General features: G+C 61.6%; 16 protein-coding genes, 4 tRNA genes, 1 pseudogene and 1 riboswitch. Of the genes and pseudogenes, 6 read left to right on the forward strand and 15 right to left on the reverse strand.

Annotated elements, in window-relative coordinates; translation table 11 throughout:
* The 10 genes from RhoBH5_RS23285 to RhoBH5_RS23330 form a co-directional block, all read right to left on the reverse strand.
* Positions 1–633: a TetR family transcriptional regulator gene (locus tag RhoBH5_RS23285; protein ID WP_007733896.1), complete on the reverse strand. Its 633-nt coding sequence runs from the start codon at positions 631–633 to the stop codon at positions 1–3.
* Positions 634–747: 114 nt separating this feature from the next.
* Positions 748–2,124: a putative lipid II flippase FtsW gene (gene ftsW, locus RhoBH5_RS23290; RefSeq protein ID WP_058037768.1), complete on the reverse strand. Its 1,377-nt coding sequence runs from the start codon at positions 2,122–2,124 to the stop codon at positions 748–750.
* Positions 2,125–2,348: 224 nt separating this feature from the next.
* Complete coding sequence (locus tag RhoBH5_RS23295) at positions 2,349–3,710, reverse strand: MFS transporter (protein WP_270008885.1); 1,362 nt, start codon at positions 3,708–3,710, stop codon at positions 2,349–2,351.
* Between the two features lie 69 nt (positions 3,711–3,779).
* Positions 3,780–5,174: an NtaA/DmoA family FMN-dependent monooxygenase gene (locus RhoBH5_RS23300; protein WP_270008848.1), complete on the reverse strand. Its 1,395-nt coding sequence runs from the start codon at positions 5,172–5,174 to the stop codon at positions 3,780–3,782.
* A 29-nt stretch (positions 5,175–5,203) separates the two neighbouring features.
* On the reverse strand, positions 5,204–6,283 hold the full coding sequence (locus RhoBH5_RS23305; protein WP_270008849.1) for an LLM class flavin-dependent oxidoreductase: 1,080 nt from the start codon (positions 6,281–6,283) through the stop codon (positions 5,204–5,206).
* A 4-nt stretch (positions 6,284–6,287) separates the two neighbouring features.
* A riboswitch (SAM riboswitch) is annotated at positions 6,288–6,383 on the reverse strand.
* 179 nt (positions 6,384–6,562) lie between these two features.
* Complete coding sequence (locus RhoBH5_RS23310; protein WP_270008850.1) at positions 6,563–8,191, reverse strand: ABC transporter substrate-binding protein; 1,629 nt, start codon at positions 8,189–8,191, stop codon at positions 6,563–6,565.
* 241 nt (positions 8,192–8,432) lie between these two features.
* Positions 8,433–8,509 (reverse strand) — tRNA-Phe (locus RhoBH5_RS23315).
* 70 nt (positions 8,510–8,579) lie between these two features.
* Positions 8,580–8,653 (reverse strand) — tRNA-Asp (locus RhoBH5_RS23320).
* Positions 8,654–8,788: 135 nt separating this feature from the next.
* A tRNA-Glu gene (locus RhoBH5_RS23325) sits at positions 8,789–8,861 on the reverse strand.
* A 112-nt stretch (positions 8,862–8,973) separates the two neighbouring features.
* Positions 8,974–9,627 carry a TetR/AcrR family transcriptional regulator gene (locus RhoBH5_RS23330; protein ID WP_003940323.1) on the reverse strand — a complete coding sequence of 218 codons (654 nt, stop codon included), beginning with the start codon at positions 9,625–9,627 and terminating at the stop codon, positions 8,974–8,976.
* 405 nt (positions 9,628–10,032) lie between these two features.
* On the opposite strand from RhoBH5_RS23330, the gene RhoBH5_RS23335 reads away from it, so the two are divergent.
* From RhoBH5_RS23335 to RhoBH5_RS23345, 3 genes are all read left to right on the forward strand, one after another.
* On the forward strand, positions 10,033–10,524 hold the full coding sequence (locus RhoBH5_RS23335) for a MarR family winged helix-turn-helix transcriptional regulator (RefSeq protein WP_007733882.1): 492 nt from the start codon (positions 10,033–10,035) through the stop codon (positions 10,522–10,524).
* Positions 10,521–11,912, forward strand: coding sequence for an MFS transporter (locus RhoBH5_RS23340; RefSeq protein WP_030535260.1), 1,392 nt, complete (start codon positions 10,521–10,523; stop codon positions 11,910–11,912). The genes RhoBH5_RS23335 and RhoBH5_RS23340 overlap by 4 nt, the downstream gene beginning before the upstream one ends.
* A 12-nt stretch (positions 11,913–11,924) precedes the next feature.
* A tRNA-Lys gene (locus RhoBH5_RS23345) sits at positions 11,925–11,997 on the forward strand.
* A gap of 88 nt (positions 11,998–12,085) precedes the next feature.
* Here the strand turns inward: RhoBH5_RS23345 and RhoBH5_RS23350 are convergent.
* From RhoBH5_RS23350 to RhoBH5_RS23360, 3 genes and pseudogenes are all read right to left on the reverse strand, one after another.
* A pseudogene (locus tag RhoBH5_RS23350) lies at positions 12,086–12,936 on the reverse strand (alpha/beta fold hydrolase).
* A 62-nt stretch (positions 12,937–12,998) separates the two neighbouring features.
* Complete coding sequence (locus tag RhoBH5_RS23355) at positions 12,999–13,307, reverse strand: hypothetical protein (RefSeq protein WP_136470805.1); 309 nt, start codon at positions 13,305–13,307, stop codon at positions 12,999–13,001.
* 219 nt (positions 13,308–13,526) lie between these two features.
* Positions 13,527–14,069, reverse strand: a complete 543-nt coding sequence (locus tag RhoBH5_RS23360; protein ID WP_030535258.1) for a TetR/AcrR family transcriptional regulator — start codon at positions 14,067–14,069, stop codon at positions 13,527–13,529.
* Between the two features lie 120 nt (positions 14,070–14,189).
* On the opposite strand from RhoBH5_RS23360, the gene RhoBH5_RS23365 reads away from it, so the two are divergent.
* From RhoBH5_RS23365 to RhoBH5_RS23375, 3 genes are all read left to right on the forward strand, one after another.
* A complete protein-coding gene (locus RhoBH5_RS23365) occupies positions 14,190–14,663 on the forward strand; it encodes a DUF4334 domain-containing protein (RefSeq protein WP_019745072.1) in 474 nt (157 codons plus the stop codon).
* 29 nt (positions 14,664–14,692) lie between these two features.
* Positions 14,693–15,781 carry an NAD(P)-dependent alcohol dehydrogenase gene (locus RhoBH5_RS23370; RefSeq protein ID WP_270008886.1) on the forward strand — a complete coding sequence of 363 codons (1,089 nt, stop codon included), beginning with the start codon at positions 14,693–14,695 and terminating at the stop codon, positions 15,779–15,781.
* Positions 15,782–15,865: 84 nt separating this feature from the next.
* Complete coding sequence (locus RhoBH5_RS23375) at positions 15,866–17,065, forward strand: low temperature requirement protein A (RefSeq protein WP_270008851.1); 1,200 nt, start codon at positions 15,866–15,868, stop codon at positions 17,063–17,065.
* Position 17,066: 1 nt separating this feature from the next.
* On the opposite strand, the gene RhoBH5_RS23380 is transcribed toward RhoBH5_RS23375, so the two are convergent.
* Both RhoBH5_RS23380 and RhoBH5_RS23385 read right to left on the reverse strand, forming a co-directional pair.
* Positions 17,067–17,651: a hypothetical protein gene (locus RhoBH5_RS23380; RefSeq protein ID WP_003940111.1), complete on the reverse strand. Its 585-nt coding sequence runs from the start codon at positions 17,649–17,651 to the stop codon at positions 17,067–17,069.
* A gap of 45 nt (positions 17,652–17,696) precedes the next feature.
* Positions 17,697–18,074, reverse strand: coding sequence for an MmcQ/YjbR family DNA-binding protein (locus RhoBH5_RS23385; protein ID WP_020908916.1), 378 nt, complete (start codon positions 18,072–18,074; stop codon positions 17,697–17,699).
* Positions 18,075–18,109: the final 35 nt, after the last annotated feature.

Genomic DNA, 18,109 nt, shown 5'->3' on the forward strand with positions numbered 1-18,109 from the left:
CTATCCGCCCAACTTGCGAAAGACCAGTCGCACGGCAAGTTCGAGGTGCGCCATCACCTCGTCCGTCGTCATCCGGCCCGCAACCCACGAGACGAGACTCGACATCCAGACGTCGTCGATCACCTTCACCGCGTCCAACTGCTGCTGCGAGACTTCCTCGACACCGATCGCCTTCGCGAACATCTCGGTCACGACCCCACCGAGCGCGTTGAGTTCCGGGGTCGCCGACGCGTCCGCGAACATGTACGCCCGAACCAACGCTTCGTAACGGAGGTGATCGGTCTCGAGGACCTCCGTATTCTTGCGCAGCACAAACAGAATCCGGTCCGACGGAGTCTCGCCCGGGATTACAAAGTCTTGGAATCTGTCACGCAAACCCTCGAACATCCACAACAATGCGACGACAAGCATGTGGTTCTTGGACGGGAAATACCGGTAAACAGTGCCGATCGCGACGCCGGCGCGATCGGCCACCGATCGCATCTGCACCGCGTCGTAGCCGCCTTCGGAGGCGGATTCCATTGCGGCGTCGACAATCCGGCGAAAACGCGCTCGCTGCGACGGCGTCGTACGACGTCCGGTCACCGAGCTACGTTCGACCACCGACTGGTCTGCCTTGTCGCCACCTGCCATGTCCACAACCCTTATTAGACGTCGTTTTGCCGACTCCCAATGTAGCCGCCCAACGCAATTGTCGGGTGCATGACTGCCCGCTTCCGAACTGCCCGCCATTGGAACTGGCCCAGATCAGGAAGCGCGCCGCGGCCGATCGGATCGGCCGCGTCTACGTGGATCTTCCGACCAGTCGCGAGAGGGTGCGCGTCGGCCCGGAGCTGGAGTCCGGCGTCTGTCGGGTTGTGGTGCCCGTCGTTCCGGTCGGCGTTGACCGCCAGGGGCAGGCTGGGCGCGGCGAGCGGGCGGCCTACGTCGATCGGTCTGTGGCTTCTTGGCAATGCCGAACCGAGGCTTGCCGAAGACCAGCGGTATCCAACCGCGACCGCTGCTCTCTGCCGAGGCGACAGCCTCGGGCTCACGGAAGGCTGCGTGCGCGATGAGCCCGAACATCAGCAGGGTGGTGATCATCGACGTTCCGCCCGCCGAGATGAGCGGTAGTTGCAGACCGGTCACCGGAATCAGGCCGACGACGTAGGCGATGTTGATGAACGCCTGCACGACGATCAACGTCGTTGCCGTCGCTGTCATGACTTTGAGGAACGGATCAGTGGACCGTTTCGCGATCCGCAGCCCGACGATCAGAACCGCGGCAAAGAGAGCGACGACGATCAGCGCGCCGACCAGACCCAACTCTTCACCGATCACGGCAAAAATGAAGTCGTTGTGCGCCTGCGGGAGATAGCTCCATTTGGCGTCGGACTGTCCTAGACCGCGACCGAAGATGCCTCCGTTCGCCAGTGCGTACTTGGCCTGAGTGCTCTGGAAGTTCAAACCCTGCGGGTCGAGATCAGGATTGAGGAAAGCCTTGATGCGATCCGAGCGGTAACCAGCAGTAAGCCCGAGCACGAGAAATGCGACTGCGGAACCGAGTGTGAGGCTGATGAATGTCTTCATCCGGAACAGCCCGAACCACAGCACCGACATGAAGATGATGCCGATGGTGATGGTGGTTCCGAGGTCCTTCTCCAACACCACCAGAACCAGAACCAGCAACGTCGTACCGCCGATCACCGGCAGCGCGCGGTTGACGTCCATCCGCGCCTTCATGAACGACGCAACCGTCGCTGCGGACCAGATCGCCAGAGCAAGTTTGGCCAGCTCCGACGGCTGGAAGGAAATGCCCGCGATCACGAACCAGCTGCGAGCACCCATTTGTTCCGAGCCGATACCTGGAATCAGCACCAGGACAAGCAGAACAAGACACAGGATCAGCAGCCACGGGGACGCTCTACGCATCGTTTCGGTCGGCAACCGCACGACTGCCACGAACATCACCAAGCCGATCGCCGCGAACATACACTGGGGCCAGAATCTGGCATAGGACGTCCCGGACAGCACATAGGATTCGACGCCCGAAGACGACAGCACCATCAGCAGTCCGAACGCGACGATCAGCACGACCAGACCGACGATCATATGGAAATCGAACAGAGGCCGATTGGTCCACATCGCCGTTCGAGCGCGGAAGGGTGTCGATGTGCGGTCACGTTTGTCCGACGCTCCACGGGGTGAGTTAACTGGCTCTCCACTCCCGCGACCGTTGGGCTTGTCTTCACTGCGACCGGTCACCACACAAGTATCGTCCCACGACTCCTAACTCATGGGTAACACAAGTCCCATGAGTCACACGGGCTCGGCCTTCCGAGGTCCATGTAGACCCACGAAATACCAGGTCACGTCCTTCGCCGGCGTCGGTCTGCCACCGCCCCCGCCAACGAGAGCGTCAACATGACCACGCAGACGGCAAGCGCGATCCCGAACGCACGTCCATATCCGTCGGGCGAGCATCCGAGTACACCGAGATACAACCCCGATACCGCGGCCAGCGAGATGGTCGCTGACAGGCGCTGAGACAGTTGAAGGAAACCCGCCGCAACACCGTTCGCGCCCGGCGGTGCATATTCGAGAGTCAGCACCCGATTGGGCGCGTCGACCAAACCGCTGGCAACTCCCGACAACACCGCCAGGACCACCAGCACCGGGATCAGATGTTCCCGCGGAATCAGATTGACCGCTGCGATGTACCCGAGGATGACAAGGATCTCGCCGACTATGGCAAAAACCACTGCACTTCGGCCGAACCTGGCAACCAGCAGCCATCCGAAAGCCGACGTCAATGCCATCGCGAGTGAGCTACCGGTCATGATCAACGCCGCACTCAGCGGGGCGAAGCCCAAACCTTCGATCAGATAGAGGCTGAGCACCGCGTTGACGGCGAGGATGGATCCGAACCAGAAGAGTGCAACCGTCGTACCCAGTCGGAAGCCCCGTGAGGCGATCAACGACGGAAGCAGTACCGGCGTCCCGCCGCGCTCGGCGTACCGACGTTCCCAGAACCAGAAGGCAACGGCAACGCCGAACGCACCGATCAGGAAAGCCGCGGCGACAGTAACACTGGTCCGGGTCACGATGGGCCACAACAGGAGCCCGGTCGTAGTCGCCAGCAGACACAGCCCAACCGGATCGATCGACGCGCCCGATCGGGTGGTTCGATCACGGCGCAGAAAGCGAAACGCCAGAATCAGTGTGATCAGAGCAAACGGCACGTTGAGAACGAGAAGCAACCGCCATCCGAAGTCGGCGTCGGAATACTTCAGCAGTACGCCACCGAGGATCGGTCCGGAAACGCCGGCCAGACCACCCGCGGTGCTGTACGCGCCCAACGCCTTCGCCCGAGCCTTTCCGGACACCCGGTCGGTGATGATGCCGAGCACCTGCGAACTGATGGTGCCTGCGCCGATCCCTTGCCCCAGCCGGGCCAACACGATCATCGACGGATCCGACGCACACGCTCCGAGGATTCCCATCACCGCGAAAATGCTCAGGCCCGCCAAGAACAAGCGTCGACGCCCGACGACGTCACCGAGTCGGCCCGCCGGCACCAGGGCCAAGCCGAAAGTCAGCGAATAGCTCGCAAGGATCCACTGCACCTCCGAGGTCGACGCGCCTAGCGACGCCCGGATCGACGGAACCCCGATTCCGAGCACCGCCGAATCGAGAAGGGTGGTGAAACCCGCAGCTACGCAGACGACGATTTCCCAGCGGACGGCCGAACCGAACTTGGTGGATTCGGCCGTCGCTGTGACTGTGTGGGACAGGACCCGTTACCCCGCAGCTTCAGACGCGGCCCGACGCGTGAGCGGCGGTCGCAACCCCAAGTGCTCTCGCAGCGTCGACGTGGAGTACTCGGTGCGGTACGCCCCACGCTCCTGCAGTTCCGGGATCAACCAGTCCACGATCTCGTCGAGGCCGGTCGGCACCAGGTACGGCGAGATGTTGAAGCCGTCCGAAGCTCCGTTGCGCACCCAATGGACCAACTGATCTGCGACCTGCCCCGGAGTGCCCGCAAAACCCGAACGCTGCGAGGTCTCGATGGCGACCTGACGTAGGGACAGATTCTTTGCCTCGGCGAGAGCCCGCCATTCACGTGCGATCGCAATGGGGTCGTTGCCGTCTCGTGCGGAACCGCGCGTCTCGGACACCGGGCGGGCAACCGGATCTTCCTCCGGTAATGGACCGTCCGGGTCTCGGTCGGAAAGGTCCTTCCCCCACACCAATCCGACGAGGGACAGTGCGGTTTGGCCGGTGAACTGACCTTCGAGGACCCACCGCGCCTTCTCTTCGACCTCGGACTCGTTCTCCGCCAACACGATCTGCGTGCTGGGCAGGATCTTGACGTCGTCCTCCGGTCGCCCGACGCTACGCAACCGAGCCCGAATGTCGTCGGCGAAGTCGAGTGCGCCGTCGAAATGCGTCCCGTGTCGCGAGAAGATGACGTCGGCGTGCGTCGCCGCGAAATCGCGTCCAGTCGGCGAATCGCCCGCTTGAAAGATGACCGGATGTCCCTGTCTGCTGCGGGGAAGCGTCGGCGTCACGGAGATGTCGAACTGCGAAGTCTGGCGGCATACGTCGCTCACGGCTCCCGGAGTCGACCAGTTCTCGGACGTGCGAGAGTCCGAGATCGCGTCGTCGGCCCACGAATCCCACAGTGCCCGTGCAGTTTCGATGAACTGCCCGGCACGCTCGTAACGCAGGGCGTGGTCGAGGAAACCACCGCGACGGAAATTCTCTCCCGTCCACGCGTTGTCGGTGGTGACCGCGTTCCAGCCGGCCCGTCCGTCGGAAAGTAGATCGAGGCCGGAGAGTCGACGGGCGAGGTCGGCCGGTTCGTTGTACGTGGTGTTCTGTGTCGCGACCAGCCCGATCTTGTCGGTGATACCGGCGAGGGCGGCCAACTGCGCAATGGCGTCGGGGCGGCCGGCGATATCCAGATCGAGAATCTTGCCGTTCTGCTCGCGAAGGCGAAGGCCCTCACCGAGGAAGAAGGCGTCGAACAGACCTCGCTCGGCGGTGAGTACCAAGCGCCGAAACGTCTCGAAGTCGATCTGGGATCCGCTCGAGGAATCGGACCAGATGGTGGTGTGGTTGACCCCTTGGAAGAAGACGCCGAAGTGAACGTGAGCGTCGGGTCGAGGTACGGCGGAGCGTGATGCAGTCATAGCCGAAATGTCCTTAGCGCGAAGTCAAGTCAGGAGGAGTGGACGAATCGATTTGCGGGCCGCTGCAGGCCGAGGTTGCCCCTCAGAGTCGATCCCGGAACCGGGCGTCGCGTCAACCCGGCCTTGGACAGCGTCGGAAGCACGAATTTGGCCAGCACCGGAAGGTCCTCGTCGATCACGAGAGCATGGAAATGAACACCGTCGAGGTGTCCGGCCAATTCCTTCAGAACCACGGCCGCTTCCCCCGGATCTGCAGCCAGGAGCAGTCGGCCGGTGACGACGGCATTCCCGTACGAGTTCAGCTCGGTCCTCCGCTGCGCCGCAGACAGATTCGGCGTATCGAATGCCACATCGACCTCGGCGACCACCAATGACGCGCCCTCATCGCGCGCCTTGGCAGCCGACTGTGCAATGGTCTCCACCGAATCACCCGAAACGAGAACAACATCCGGCTGGCGTGGATCGATTTCGCCGTAGCGGCCGAACACCACCAACTGGCCTTGAGGCGGCCGCGGAACGATTGCCGGCCCCTTCACCGAGAACGTGTCGCCCTCGAAATTGACGTAATGCAGACGATCACGTTCGAGGAAACGCCCACTGAGATAGTCACGAACGACGGCGTCGTCCTCCCACGAGTCCCAGAGATCGGTCACAACGGTGACCGAATCCCGCTGCTCTTGCTGACGCGCCGACTCCGTTGTTACCGGAGCCCTCCCCCACGCCCTCGCCGCGGCATCGTCTTCGACCGGAACAGCAAGCCAGCCGCCACGCCCACGCGAGGAGTAGTCCAACGTCGCCAATTGCGAGGACGTATGAAACGGTTCGGCGTACGTGGTCCCGACGACGGGGACCAGCCCGATCGTGCTGGTTGTCGCCGCCACGTACGACGCCCTCGAGACGGCATCGATGCGGCCGACGACGTCACCACTCGGGGGGAGGATGGAATCGTCGAACGTCGCGAACGTGAAGCCGGCATTCTCGGCAGCCGCGACGCGATCGCGCACGGCTTTGCCCGTGAGCAGCTGGTCCGGGCGGTGTGAGCTTCGGCGCCAGGCAGCGGGGTGAGTGCCCTCGCCGTCCAGTTCGATACCCACGGCAAATACAGTCATGTGTCCTCCATCGGTCCTGGCGGTAGCACCCACACTGCGGTTAGGTAGCGGGTTGCTGCGGCATCATCGAGCCAGGTCTCTCAGCCACTCTGGATGGTGGATGCAATCTATGCGGGCCACGCTGGGCAAGTCAAATCACGCTTGTCGAATCATATTGACCTACAACATATTTCAATACAATCATCCTGATCGAAAGGGTTGCGCAACGCTAGCCGACGTAGACACGAAAGAGCCCCGCCCGACTCGCGCCGGACGGAGCTCTCGGTGTGCGCTGGAACGCTACTTCGCGCCCATCCATGCCTGATCGAACAGCATGATGCCGGTTGCAGTCGGAACCACACCGTGCACGTTCTTCTGCCAAGCCCAGAACGACGTGAGCCCGCCGATCGGCGCCGACGGAACCGTCTCGTTCCACAGCGTCTGAATCTTGCCGATGATCGCCAGGGTCGACGAATTGTCCTTGGCTTGTTGTAGATCTGCGATCAGCTGATCCATCGCCGGGTTCGCATATCCAGCAGTATTCGCCATCGAGGTGCTGTTGGTCGTGGAGAACAATCCGAGATCGAGAATCGACTCGTACATTCCGATGCCCGCGTGCGCGAGGTCGAAATCGTGCTTGACGTAGACGTTCTGCACGATGTCGCCGGCGTTGTTGGCCAAGATCAAGTTCACCTCGAACCCGACGGCCTGCAACAGTGACTGCACGGCGAGGCCGATCGCGTGGTCCTTCGGCTCACTGAGAACGACGTAGTCGAGGCTGCCGTCGTACCCGTCTGCCTTCGCCTGATTCAGAAGTTCCTTCGACTTTTCGGGGTCGTAGGCAATACCCGGTGTGTCTACATGCCATTGAGACGTCGGACCGAACAACTCCGAGCCCGGCAGTCCCTCACCGTTTTCCACTCGCTGATCGATCAACGTGGTGTCGAGCGCGTAGCCGATAGCCTGACGGACGCGAACATCCGAGCCCGGTCGGCCCTCACGGTTGTTGACAATCTCGGCACTACCGGCATTGAGCACGTCGATGTAGCCGGGGTAGCCAGCGGACTTGGCGGAATTGATCGCCGACGTGAGGCCGCGAATGTAGGCGACATCGAGCTGACCGCTGTTCAATGATTCGAGATTGGCCTGCGGGCCGTTGAGCGCAACCATCCGCAACTTGTCCAGCTTGGGAGCGCCGCCGTAGTAGGACGGGTTGGCTTTGAAGATTCGCTCGACGCTCGGTGTGAAGACATCTTCGGTGAAAGGTCCGGCTCCGACGGCGGTGAACTTGTCGCCCTGCTGCGAACTCGGGGCGACGATCATCCCGTGCCCGAGTGCGAGCATCGACGGAAAGCGCATCCACGGCGTCTTCAGCTTGAATTCCACCGTCGTCGGACCGCTTGCCTGCGCCGATTCCACCGAAGCCAGCCACAGTTCGGCGCCATTGCCCTTGCCCGCGTTGTACCGATCGATGCTCGCGATCACGGCGTTGGCGTCGAGGGTGGTGCCGTCACTGAACTTCACACCGTCGCGAAGTTTCAGCGTCCAGGTGGCTCCGTCGTTGGCTGTCTCGAGCGATTCAGCCAACTTGGGCTCGAACTCGCCGCTCGCAGTGTCGTAACTCATCAGGACGTCGTACACAGCAGCGAAGGCCTCACCGCCGGAACCGCCGCGAGCGGCCGTCTTCGTCGGGTCGAGTGAGGGAACGAGCACCTGTACGCCGTACGTCATGGTCCCGCCGGCCACCGCAGTTCCCGGATCGGGCTGCTCGTTGACCATGCCGGTCACGACGTCCGCCGACGCGGTCGTCGTATCGGTCCCGCTGTCGTCACCGTTGCTCGCGCAGCCCACCAACAGAACCCCGGTGCCGAACAATGCGACGGCGACCCGGCTGACTTTCCCGATGCGCCAAGATCTCGAGTGCGACACGGAGATTCCACCTCACTTTCAGTAGACGCAGCCACGGATCGGCCGCAATCGGCTAATAGTGATGTCCTCTGTGGAGTGACGCCCAGCACGTTCCCGGTGACCGGAAACATTCACGGAGACAAAGGATGCGCAAAACTGAGATGATCGGGCCGAGTGGTTGACGGCGACTGACATCCGAATACGAAAAAGCTCCAACCTTATGTTCGAAGAACATGAGATTGGAGCTTGTCGAAAAGAATTATGGTGGCCAGGGCCGGGATCGAACCGGCGACCTTCCGCTTTTCAGGCGGACGCTCGTACCAACTGAGCTACCTGGCCGGACGGCACCCGAACCGAATGCCTATCGCATTGCTTTGTTCTCAACCGATTGGTTGAGAACAAAGCTTTGCGACCCTGACGGGACTCGAACCCGCGACCTCCGCCGTGACAGGGCGGCGCGCTAACCAACTGCGCCACAGGGCCTTGCTTTTTCCTTGCTGTGAAACCGTACTACATCTTCGAGCCGCTCCCAAACCACTGTCCTGGCCTGGCATTTGTGCATCTCAAAGCGTGTCGTGCGGGTCAAACCATACTGCATCGTTTCGCTTTCGCAAAACGTACCCCCTACGGGATTCGAACCCGCGCTACCGCCTTGAAAGGGCGGCGTCCTAGGCCGCTAGACGAAGGGGGCCCGCCGGATCTCTCCGAACTAGTACCCCAACGGCGTTCCGTTGGGAGCTTGGATAGCTTATGGCACGGCATTCGGAAATCACAAATCGCCTGTTCACGGGCAGAAAAGTGCACTATTCAGTGTCAGGGAACTCGACTTGGGGCCACCCGTCACGATGGAACGTCTCCAACCACTGCGGCGTAGCCATGGCTTCGAGGACTACTTCGAGAGACTCCTCGAACCACTCGCCCAGATCTCCACTGGAGGCAATCAGGTCTGCCATGTACCGCTGACCGGCAAGGCTCGCTGCCAGTACACGCGTGAATTTGTCCGGGTCGGCGTCCTCTCGGAGCAAACCGTCGTCCTTGGCACGCAATGCCAACTCATAGGCGGTCTTTCCCCAGACCTGCCCACCACCGGACTGCACATCCTTGTAGAACTCGGGCTCGATGATCAGCCGGAATTCCGCCTGCACGATTACCTCGGCACGGAAGACCTCGGCAATGTCGAGCACGAGACCGTGCAAAGCGACGAATGGATCGAGGTCTGTTCTCTTGGCCCAACGATCAGTAATTCCAGTGAAGGTTTCGATAGCCGAGGTCAGAACCGCTCGCGCCAACTCTTCCTTGGACTGGAAATGGAAATACATGGCGCCTTTGGTGGCGCGGGAGCCCTCGAGGATCGTGTTCACCGACGCAGCTGCATAGCCGCGCTTGGCGAATTCGACTGCAGCCGCTTCGACCAGGGCGGCGCGGGTACGCCGCGCACGCTCTTGTTGACGTGCCATTTACGGTGTTGTGCCTCTCGCAGAGTTGGTACGCAGAGCCGCCGTGATCGGCGCCTGTCATCCCCCGAAACTTCACAATATCCCCTCCAACACACCCTACGTAAGGACTAGAGCCATACCCGCCAAAAGTACTAGACGCAATCGGCTGTTCAGGGGACAAGAACCGACTTTATGCCCAAAAGACACCAAGTGGTATGGTTTTGGCCGCTCGGGTGCGCCGCAGGGGGTGCGCATCCGAGCTTTTTCGTGCCCGAGATTCTGATAATTCGACCTCGCAGACGGAACTGCTTCGCCGACCGATGTACAGCAGTCCCAAGGTTTTAAACAACTAGTGCAATTGTTTATTCCCCCTTTTCCGTCGAAACCGTGCTGGCAGCATCGAAACAACACAGTTAGACTGTCTAAATGAACGTTGGAGAGGGTCGCAGCAAGGCTCGAGACGAGATCGACGTACTTTGGGACGATCTGGGTGCCTTCGTCCGACGTCTACGCACCAAACGCAACGACCACAAGCTCACGCCGAGCCAGATCCAGGCCCTCGGCCACCTCGACCGACAAGGTCCGTCGACCGCCAAAGAGTTGGCAAAATTCGAGCGCGTCACACCGCAATCAATCGCAAAGACCGTGGCCGCGCTCGAAGAACAGGGCATGGTGACGCGAAGGGCGGATCCATCGGACGGCCGCGCGGTCTTGGTCACGATGACCGAACTCGGCACATCGACCCTTCACGAAGACCGAACGAAACGAACAGAGTGGCTGGCTGAGGTCATCGACGCCGAGTGCACCGAAGCCGAGCGTGACTTGCTTCTGATCGCCGGCCGAATCCTGCGCAGACTAGGCCAGGGCGAGTCCCCAGCATCGACATCGATATCAGAGGAGTCACTGATGAACTCGTGACCACCGTCGTCGAAACGCCGACCCCCCAAACTCCCGTTCCACTGAAACTGAGTCTTGCTCTCGGCTCCGGAACCGTTCTTCAAGCGCTGAACTCGTCGATGATTGCCGTGGCAATCGTCCCGATCGCCACATACTTCGGTTCCAGTTCAGGCACAGCGTGGGTCATCTCGGCCCTCTACATCGCGACTGCGGTCACGGCGCCGGCGGCTGGTCGACTCGGATCGATCCTCGGCGCCAAACGCGTCTACCTCGCCGGATTGGGCCTGATCGCTGCCGGATCGATCCTCGGCTCGCTCGCCCCGTCGCTGGGCTGGCTGATCGCCGCACGAATCCTGCTCGGAATCGGCACGGCGACACAGTATCCGAACGCAATGACCGTCATCCGCGAATACGCTGACCGCCACCGGACTCAAACCCGTTCAGCTATAGCAACACTCACCATTTGCGCTCAATCGGTCGTCGCGCTGGGGCCCACTCTCGGCGGGTTGTTGGTCGGCACACTCGGTTGGCAATCGATCATGTGGGTGAACCTCCCACTTGTCGTCGTCACTGCCGTATGGGTCTTCTTCGCCGCCCCTAGCGACTCCGCCCTGCCCGACCGGGCCGGCGCCGCTGCGTTGTTCAAGTCTCTCGACCCACTCGGTATCACCCTGTTTCTGGCTCTGACGACATCGACGATGCTTTTTCTCCTCTCTCTCGCCGAGCACGCGAAGTGGTACCTCGTCCCGTCGACGGCCCTCTTCGCGTTCCTGTTCGTCTGGTGGGAACGTCGAACGGCCTCGGCGTTCATCGACGTCCGCGCCGTCGTCCGAAACCGCGCACTGAGCATGACTCTCGGCCGGACCCTGCTGACTTACACAGCGTTCTACTGCATCTTCTTCGGACTCCCCCAGTGGCTACAGGTAGCCCGCGGAATGTCACCGATCAGCGCCGGGCTCTTCATGCTGCCCGTCGCTGCGGTCGGGATCTTCGCGACCATGTCCGCGTCCAGGGTGTACGGGAAATTCGGCGCACGGATCACCCTCCTGATCGGCACCGCCGCGTTGGCTGTCGGCGGGATTCTGATCGCCTTTGTCGAATCGAGTTCGACTCCCCTAGTGGCACTCCTGCTGATAGCGGCGATCCTGGGCATCCCCAACGGCTTCAACAACATGGGAAACCAGAACCTGATCAACTCGGTGACCACCTCCGCCGACGTCGGAACTGCGATCGGTCTGTACCGAACAATCCAGTACATCGGCGCCAACCTTGCGGCCGTCGTCATCGAGTTGACCATGCGCGGAACCATCGACGACGCGGGTCTGCATCGCACGGGCGGGACCATCGCCGTCATCGGAATTGCCCTTCTGGTGGGGGTGGTGTTTTCACGGACTCTGCGGTCCCGTTAGACTCTGCGCCGCGCCCCTATAGCTCAGTTGGTAGAGCTACGGACTTTTAATCCGCAGGTCGTAGGTTCGAGTCCTACTGGGGGCACAAACACAGACCCGGCGCCTCATTCAGAGGCGCCGGGTCTTGTGCATTCGTGCCACATCGATTCGTGCCACATGAATGCAACAGCAGGTCATCGAAGCAGGAACTCGAGGGTCACGCGCTCGAATGCCTCCTTGGCTTCGATCATCACCCAGTGCCCGCAGTTCGGAAATACATGCAGTTCGGCGTTCGGAATCAGTCGCATCGGAATCATCGGCATGTCCGGTGGACACTGCCGATCATCGAGCCCCCATGTCAGCAAGGTCGGGCATTGCACCTTGTGCATCATCGACCAGTACGGCGGCACATCCGAGTTGGACATCATCTGCTGCTGAGCGGCAAAGGCTTTGGATCCGTACATCGCGGTCAATGCCTGGTGCGAGGCCGGATCGTTGGCGGTTTGCCATCGTTCCTCGATCCGCTCCTCGGTGATCACGGATCTGTCGTAAACCATGCACTCGAGCCAGCGAACCAACTTCTCACGGCTGGGAGCGTCGGCGAATTCCTGGAGGAGACGCGTACCTTCGCTCGGGTTCTGACTGAAGATGTTCGGGCCCACGCCTCCGATGGTGACCAATCTGCGGACGCGGTCAGGGAACCTCATCGCGACGTTGACCCCGACAACTCCGCCCATCGAATTGCCGATCATCGCAGCGGATTCGATTCCCAGCGCATCCATGAATCGAACCACCGCCGAGGTTGCCGTGAGAACTGGATGACCGTCGACGGCATCGCTCACGCCGAAACCCGGGAACTCCAGGAGGTAGCAGTGGAAGTGCTTTGCGAACACCTCGAGGTTCCCCCGGTAATTCCGCCATCCACTCACGCCGATCCCGGAGCCGTGCAACAGGATCAACGGCGGACCATCGCCCGCCTCGTGATAGCGCAAAGTCCCCCTGTCGGTAGCGACTTCGCGTTTGGCCCTTCGTAAGTCACGTCCATACCGCAAGATTAGAACGTGTTACAGATTTGCGACGGCTGATTGCGGAACTTCGCAATCACTGTCAGAAGCATCCCCCGCTGCCTCGACGCCCACTGCGATTCGTGGACTTCTGCTCGCTCGGTTTCGACTTCCCCGTCCCAGCCTTCACACACCGGTTGGGGCGCCGCACCTGCTCGAAGTGCCCGGCGCTCACCACATGACCGGCCACGCTGACCTTGACCGGCGCATCCGCGCGGGCGGTTCCGACTTGCGCCGATCCCAACGTCAGGGCGCAAGCAGCCACAACGACCAGCGCTACCTTCTTCGAGATCTTCATATGCACGGCCACTTCGACACGGGTCCACTCCAGATGCTGAACAGGTGCGCGCACCGAAGGAACACGCTCGGCGTCGACGATATTCAGTCAGGGTGGCCGGCCGCGATCCTTTTGCTCACCAGCATCTGAACAGTCGACGACAAAAGTTTTGGCGGCACGTCAACATCCCGAGGGCGTCAACGAGCCGACGCCCAACGTACGCACCGTTACTGAGAAATCCGTAAATCCGGGCAACCACACAGCGACGGGCGTGGACGTTCGCGTTTGGACTCGCTACGCCACAATCAAACGCCGAACCGCCTCGACTGCCGCCTCCCGACGTCGAGGGATGGAACGAGACGACTTGAGCGCGAGCATCCGGGCGATATCCGTGATCAGCAGGATCAACTCCGTGGGATTCCACGCGGGGTCGATGTGTCCCTCGAGCTGCCCCTTGCGGATTTCCGCAACTTTAGGCCGGAAGGTCTTGCTTCGTATGTCGTCCTCGCTCATGACGTCCGGCGCTTCGAGATCCGCCCATTGCTGCAATCGGGCGTTCTCGGGATGGGCAACGTAGTTGTCGAAGAGGCGACCTGCATAGCCCGGCAAGTCGTCACCTCGAAGTGCTGTCTCCGCGGTTGTTTCGGACGTCCACTGTTCGGTCACGGCAGCGAACAACTCTTCCTTGCTTGCGAAGTACGCATAGAGACGGTCTTTGCTGGCACGCGCTTGCGCGGCGATCCGATTGATCCGCGCGCCGGCCAGCCCGTACGTGGCAAATTCGTCCTTTGCGGCCGCCAGAATGCGGTCCCTCGTAGCTTCCCCTGCTGAGCGCATGTTCACAGCCTAGAACGAATCGACCGTTGCCGAACCATCCGGTTCGGCGTAGCGTGCAGAGTTGACGAACAATTTGGTTCGCGAACTTCGGCCAACTCACCCGCCGACGCAAGGAGAGACATGAATCTCGATGACGCTCGAACCGCATTCACCCGGCTCCGTGGATCGGAAAGTGGTGTTTCACCAGCAGAACTCGACGAAGTGTGGGCCGCGCTGGAAACCGTCGCCGCCGAAGAAATCCTCGGCGAATGGAAGGGTGACGACTTCGCCACCGGTCATCGTCTGCACGAAAAGCTGTTCGCGAGCCGCTGGTACGGCAAGACTTTCAATTCCGTCGAGGATGCAAAGCCATTGATCTGCCGAGACGAAGACGGCAACCTCTACTCCGACGTCAAGAGCGGCAATGGCGAGGCAAGTCTGTGGAACATCGAGTTTCGTGGCGAAGTCACGGCGACGATGGTCTACGACGGCGCGCCGATCTTCGACCATTTCAAGAAAGTCGACGATTCGACGCTCATGGGCATCATGAACGGAAAATCGGCGTTGGTTCTCGACGGCGGACAGCACTACTACTTCCTGCTCGAGCGAGCGTGATTCGCGCCGAACAGAATTCGACGTCCGCCATGCAGATGACAGCGGCGCTCTCACACGGCCCGCACTCCCCCTTCACACTCGACACCGTCGAGATCGACGAACCCCGCGCAGACGAGATCCTGGTTCGCATCGTCGCGACCGGCCTGTGCCACACAGATCTGTTCACGAAGTCGGTGCTACCGGAAAGACTCGGCCCCTGCGTGTTCGGGCACGAAGGGGCGGGGGTGGTCGAGGCCGTCGGCTCGTCGATCGACAGCATTGCGCCCGGTGATCACGTGTTGCTGAGCTACCGCAGTTGCGGTGCGTGCAGGCAATGTCTCAGCGGTCATCGGGCGTACTGCGAAAGCTCACACGCGCTCAACAGCTCTGGCGCACGCACCGACGGCTCGACGCCGATCCGGCGAGACGGAACCCCGATACGGTCCGCCTTCTTCGGCCAGTCCAGCTTCGCGGAATACGTCATCGCCTCTGCCGACAACACCGTCGTCGTCGATCCTGCGGTGGACCTGACCGTCGCGGCTCCGCTCGGCTGCGGGTTTCAAACCGGCGCCGGCGCGGTACTGAATCTGCTTCGCCCCGAGCCCGACTCGACGTTTGCCGTTTTCGGGGCAGGCAGCGTCGGACTCGCAGCGCTGCTGGCGGCGAGGGCTGCCGGCGTTTCCACCCTGGTCGCCGTGGACCCCGTTGCGCAGCGGCGCGAACTCGCCGAGGAATTCGGCGCCGTCACTGTCGATCCGACCACCGAGGACGCGGTCGAAGCAGTACGCGCCGCCACCGACGGAGGTTCGACACATTCCCTCGACACCACCGGAATCGGCTCCGTGATCAATCAAGCCGTCACATCACTTCGAGCACGGGGAACACTGGCGGTAGTCGGACTCGGAGCGTCCACGGTCGAGATGAACATGGCCGACATCATGCTGAGCGGAAAGACAATTCGAGGATGCATCGAAGGAGAGTCGGAAGTCTCGACGTTCATCCCCGAACTCGTCGAACTCTTCACTGGTGGCCGGTTTCCGATCGACCGCTTGGTGACGCGCTACGCCTTCTCCGATATCAACAAAGCCGTCGAAGATCAAGCGTCGGGGCGCGTCATCAAACCCGTTCTCGTGTGGTGAGGGGCGAAATGTCTCATTCGTCGACCCGACGGAATTCGCCCTAGACTGCGCTCCTGCACTAGACGTCGGAGCAAGGTGGGGACGATGACAGAACACACCAGTACAGGCGCGGGCCACGGCCGGGCCGTAATGCCGATCATCCGGATGCGCGCACGCAGCCGCGACGAGGACCATCGAGCATCGACGCCACTCGAACTGTTCTTCGACCTGTGTTTCGTGGTTGCAGCCGCACAGGCCGGAGTTCAACTGGTGCATGCTGTTGCCGAGGGCCACTACGCCGACGGCATCGCCGGCGATATGTTCGTCTTCTTCGCGCTGTGGTGGGCGTGGGTGAACTTCACCTGGTTCGCGTCTGCCTACGACACGGACGACGTCCCCTACCGGGTCGCGACCTTCGTACAGATTTGTGGCGTGCTCGTCTTCGCCGCGGGAATCCCCGACGCATTCGACGGAACCGACCGTACGACGGCCATCGTCGGCTACCTCATCATGCGAATTGCGCTCACCTGCCAATGGCTTCGAGCCGCCAGCGGTGAATCCGGTGCAGCGCGAACCACTGCTCTGCAATATGCCGCCGGGCTCGTGATCGTCCAGGCCGGCTGGATCGTGCTGCTCCTGATGCCGGCGTCGGCGTGGATTCCGGGCTTCTTCGTTCTCATGATCGCCGAACTCGCGGTGCCGGCGATCGCCGAACGCAACCACCAGACGCCGTGGCACCCGCATCACATCGCCGAACGCTACGGCCTCTTCACCATCATCATGCTCGGCGAAACCATCGCTGCCGCGACCATCGCGGTCCAATCCGGCATCCGGGATTTCGACGCCGCCGATCTACTGATTCCGATTGCCGTCGGCGGAGTTCTGATCGTGTTCTCCGCGTTGTGGATCTACTTCGCCGTCCCGATCCACGAGTACCTCGCAGACCAAGGCAATCGCGCCGTCCTGTTGTGGGGATACGGGCACTACTTCGTATTCGGATCCGCTGCGGCCATCGGCGCCGGCATCGAAGTAGCCGTCGAGGAAGCAGTTGGCGAAGCGCACATTTCGACGTTCGCAGCATCTGCCGCGGTCACGATCCCCGCCGCGATGTTCCTGATCTTCGTGTGGCTCATGCACTCACGACACTTCAAGCGTGACAGGATCGAGCAGGCTGTTCTACCGGTGAGCGCAATCCTGGTTCTCGCCTGCACATTTGCCGGACACTGGGCGGTCCCGCTCGCCGGACTGGTGGCGGCGGGAACCGTCGGAGTCGGTGTCGGCCTGAGTACTCGGTCGAAGAGCTGACTCAGATTTCCGGGGCTGGAGCCTCGCCCTTACTCTGCGGCTCGTGTTGCTTGAGCTCACCGCGCATCTTGTCGAGATCCTTGCCACGCTTTTTGTACATGTAGCCGAGCGCGACAAGTCCAAGGAACAACGCAACGCCCAGGACGGCACCGACAACGGATGCTCCGCGGAATCCGGGGCCGTCGACGTCGAGGATCCGCTCGCCCGCATGCGCAGCGTTGTTGTTGCCGAGAACAACTGTCAGAGAGAGCAGATTCGGCAGCGCGAAGATCACACCCAACGCGAGAGCCGTGATCTGCATGATTCGAGCATGCTTGCGCTTGCGCACCTGCCAGACCGCCCGGAAGAAGATGAGCGGGACCAGGGTGCACACGAGACCGAACAGCAGCCCCCACGCGATTCCGGCGCTGAAACTGCCGTTCGCCAACGACGCAATGCGCTGCGCCCACCAACGCGGAAGGAAGGCGGCAAGGATGAAGTAAGCGATGACCAGGACCACCGCCATCACTGCGATCCCGATGGCCTTCTTCGCCCACGGCGGCATGCCCGGTTTTGCGGTGGCCGGTGAAGTTTCCGGTGTCGTCATGACAATTCCTCGTCTAGTCGGCGTCTGTACTGACGAATCTATCCGTTACGGGCGTTCCTCATCCGCATCGAGAACGATCCGGGCAAGCCGCTTCGGCGCAACGAGGGTGAACGAGGTGTAGATCCACTCCTCCAGTTGCGACCATTTCTCCTCGGAAACGTCGGTGCCGATGTCGAGTGCAACCCACCCGTGTCGACCGAGTCCATAGCCCGCAGCACTTGCGCCTGGTTCGGTGGCCACCACCGCTTCGGCTTCCTCCTTGCTCAGCTTGACGGTCAAGGAGGTGGCTTCGAGGTTGCAGAACACGAAGTTCTTGCCGCGGACCCGGAACGTCGGGTGGCCGTCCCACGCTTCGATGTCGACGCGCTCCGCTTCCGGCAGCGACAGCGAGATCTCTTCGAGTCGACGCATGTTGTCGGGCATGGAGACGATTCTGCACGCTCGATACCGAGCTTGAC

This window comes from Rhodococcus sp. BH5 (genome assembly GCF_027583855.1).
GTDB classification, from domain to species: Bacteria; Actinomycetota; Actinomycetes; order Mycobacteriales; family Mycobacteriaceae; genus Rhodococcus_F; species Rhodococcus_F qingshengii.

What these genes read in the sequence shown, in the direction of transcription:
- RhoBH5_RS23375 (WP_270008851.1), top strand. Translation starts at nt 15,866, where the DNA reads ATGACAGAACACACCAGTACAGGCGCGGGCCACGGCCGGGCCGTAATG.
- RhoBH5_RS23305 (WP_270008849.1), bottom strand. Translation starts at nt 6,283, where the DNA reads ATGACTGTATTTGCCGTGGGTATCGAACTGGACGGCGAGGGCACTCAC.
- RhoBH5_RS23285 (WP_007733896.1), bottom strand. Translation starts at nt 633, where the DNA reads ATGGCAGGTGGCGACAAGGCAGACCAGTCGGTGGTCGAACGTAGCTCG.
- RhoBH5_RS23335 (WP_007733882.1), top strand. Translation starts at nt 10,033, where the DNA reads ATGAACGTTGGAGAGGGTCGCAGCAAGGCTCGAGACGAGATCGACGTA.
- RhoBH5_RS23385 (WP_020908916.1), bottom strand. Translation starts at nt 18,074, where the DNA reads ATGCCCGACAACATGCGTCGACTCGAAGAGATCTCGCTGTCGCTGCCG.
- RhoBH5_RS23300 (WP_270008848.1), bottom strand. Translation starts at nt 5,174, where the DNA reads ATGACTGCATCACGCTCCGCCGTACCTCGACCCGACGCTCACGTTCAC.
- RhoBH5_RS23380 (WP_003940111.1), bottom strand. Translation starts at nt 17,651, where the DNA reads ATGACGACACCGGAAACTTCACCGGCCACCGCAAAACCGGGCATGCCG.
- RhoBH5_RS23360 (WP_030535258.1), bottom strand. Translation starts at nt 14,069, where the DNA reads ATGCGCTCAGCAGGGGAAGCTACGAGGGACCGCATTCTGGCGGCCGCA.
- RhoBH5_RS23365 (WP_019745072.1), top strand. Translation starts at nt 14,190, where the DNA reads ATGAATCTCGATGACGCTCGAACCGCATTCACCCGGCTCCGTGGATCG.
- ftsW (WP_058037768.1), bottom strand. Translation starts at nt 2,124, where the DNA reads ATGTGGACCAATCGGCCTCTGTTCGATTTCCATATGATCGTCGGTCTG.
- RhoBH5_RS23370 (WP_270008886.1), top strand. Translation starts at nt 14,693, where the DNA reads ATGCAGATGACAGCGGCGCTCTCACACGGCCCGCACTCCCCCTTCACA.
- RhoBH5_RS23330 (WP_003940323.1), bottom strand. Translation starts at nt 9,627, where the DNA reads ATGGCACGTCAACAAGAGCGTGCGCGGCGTACCCGCGCCGCCCTGGTC.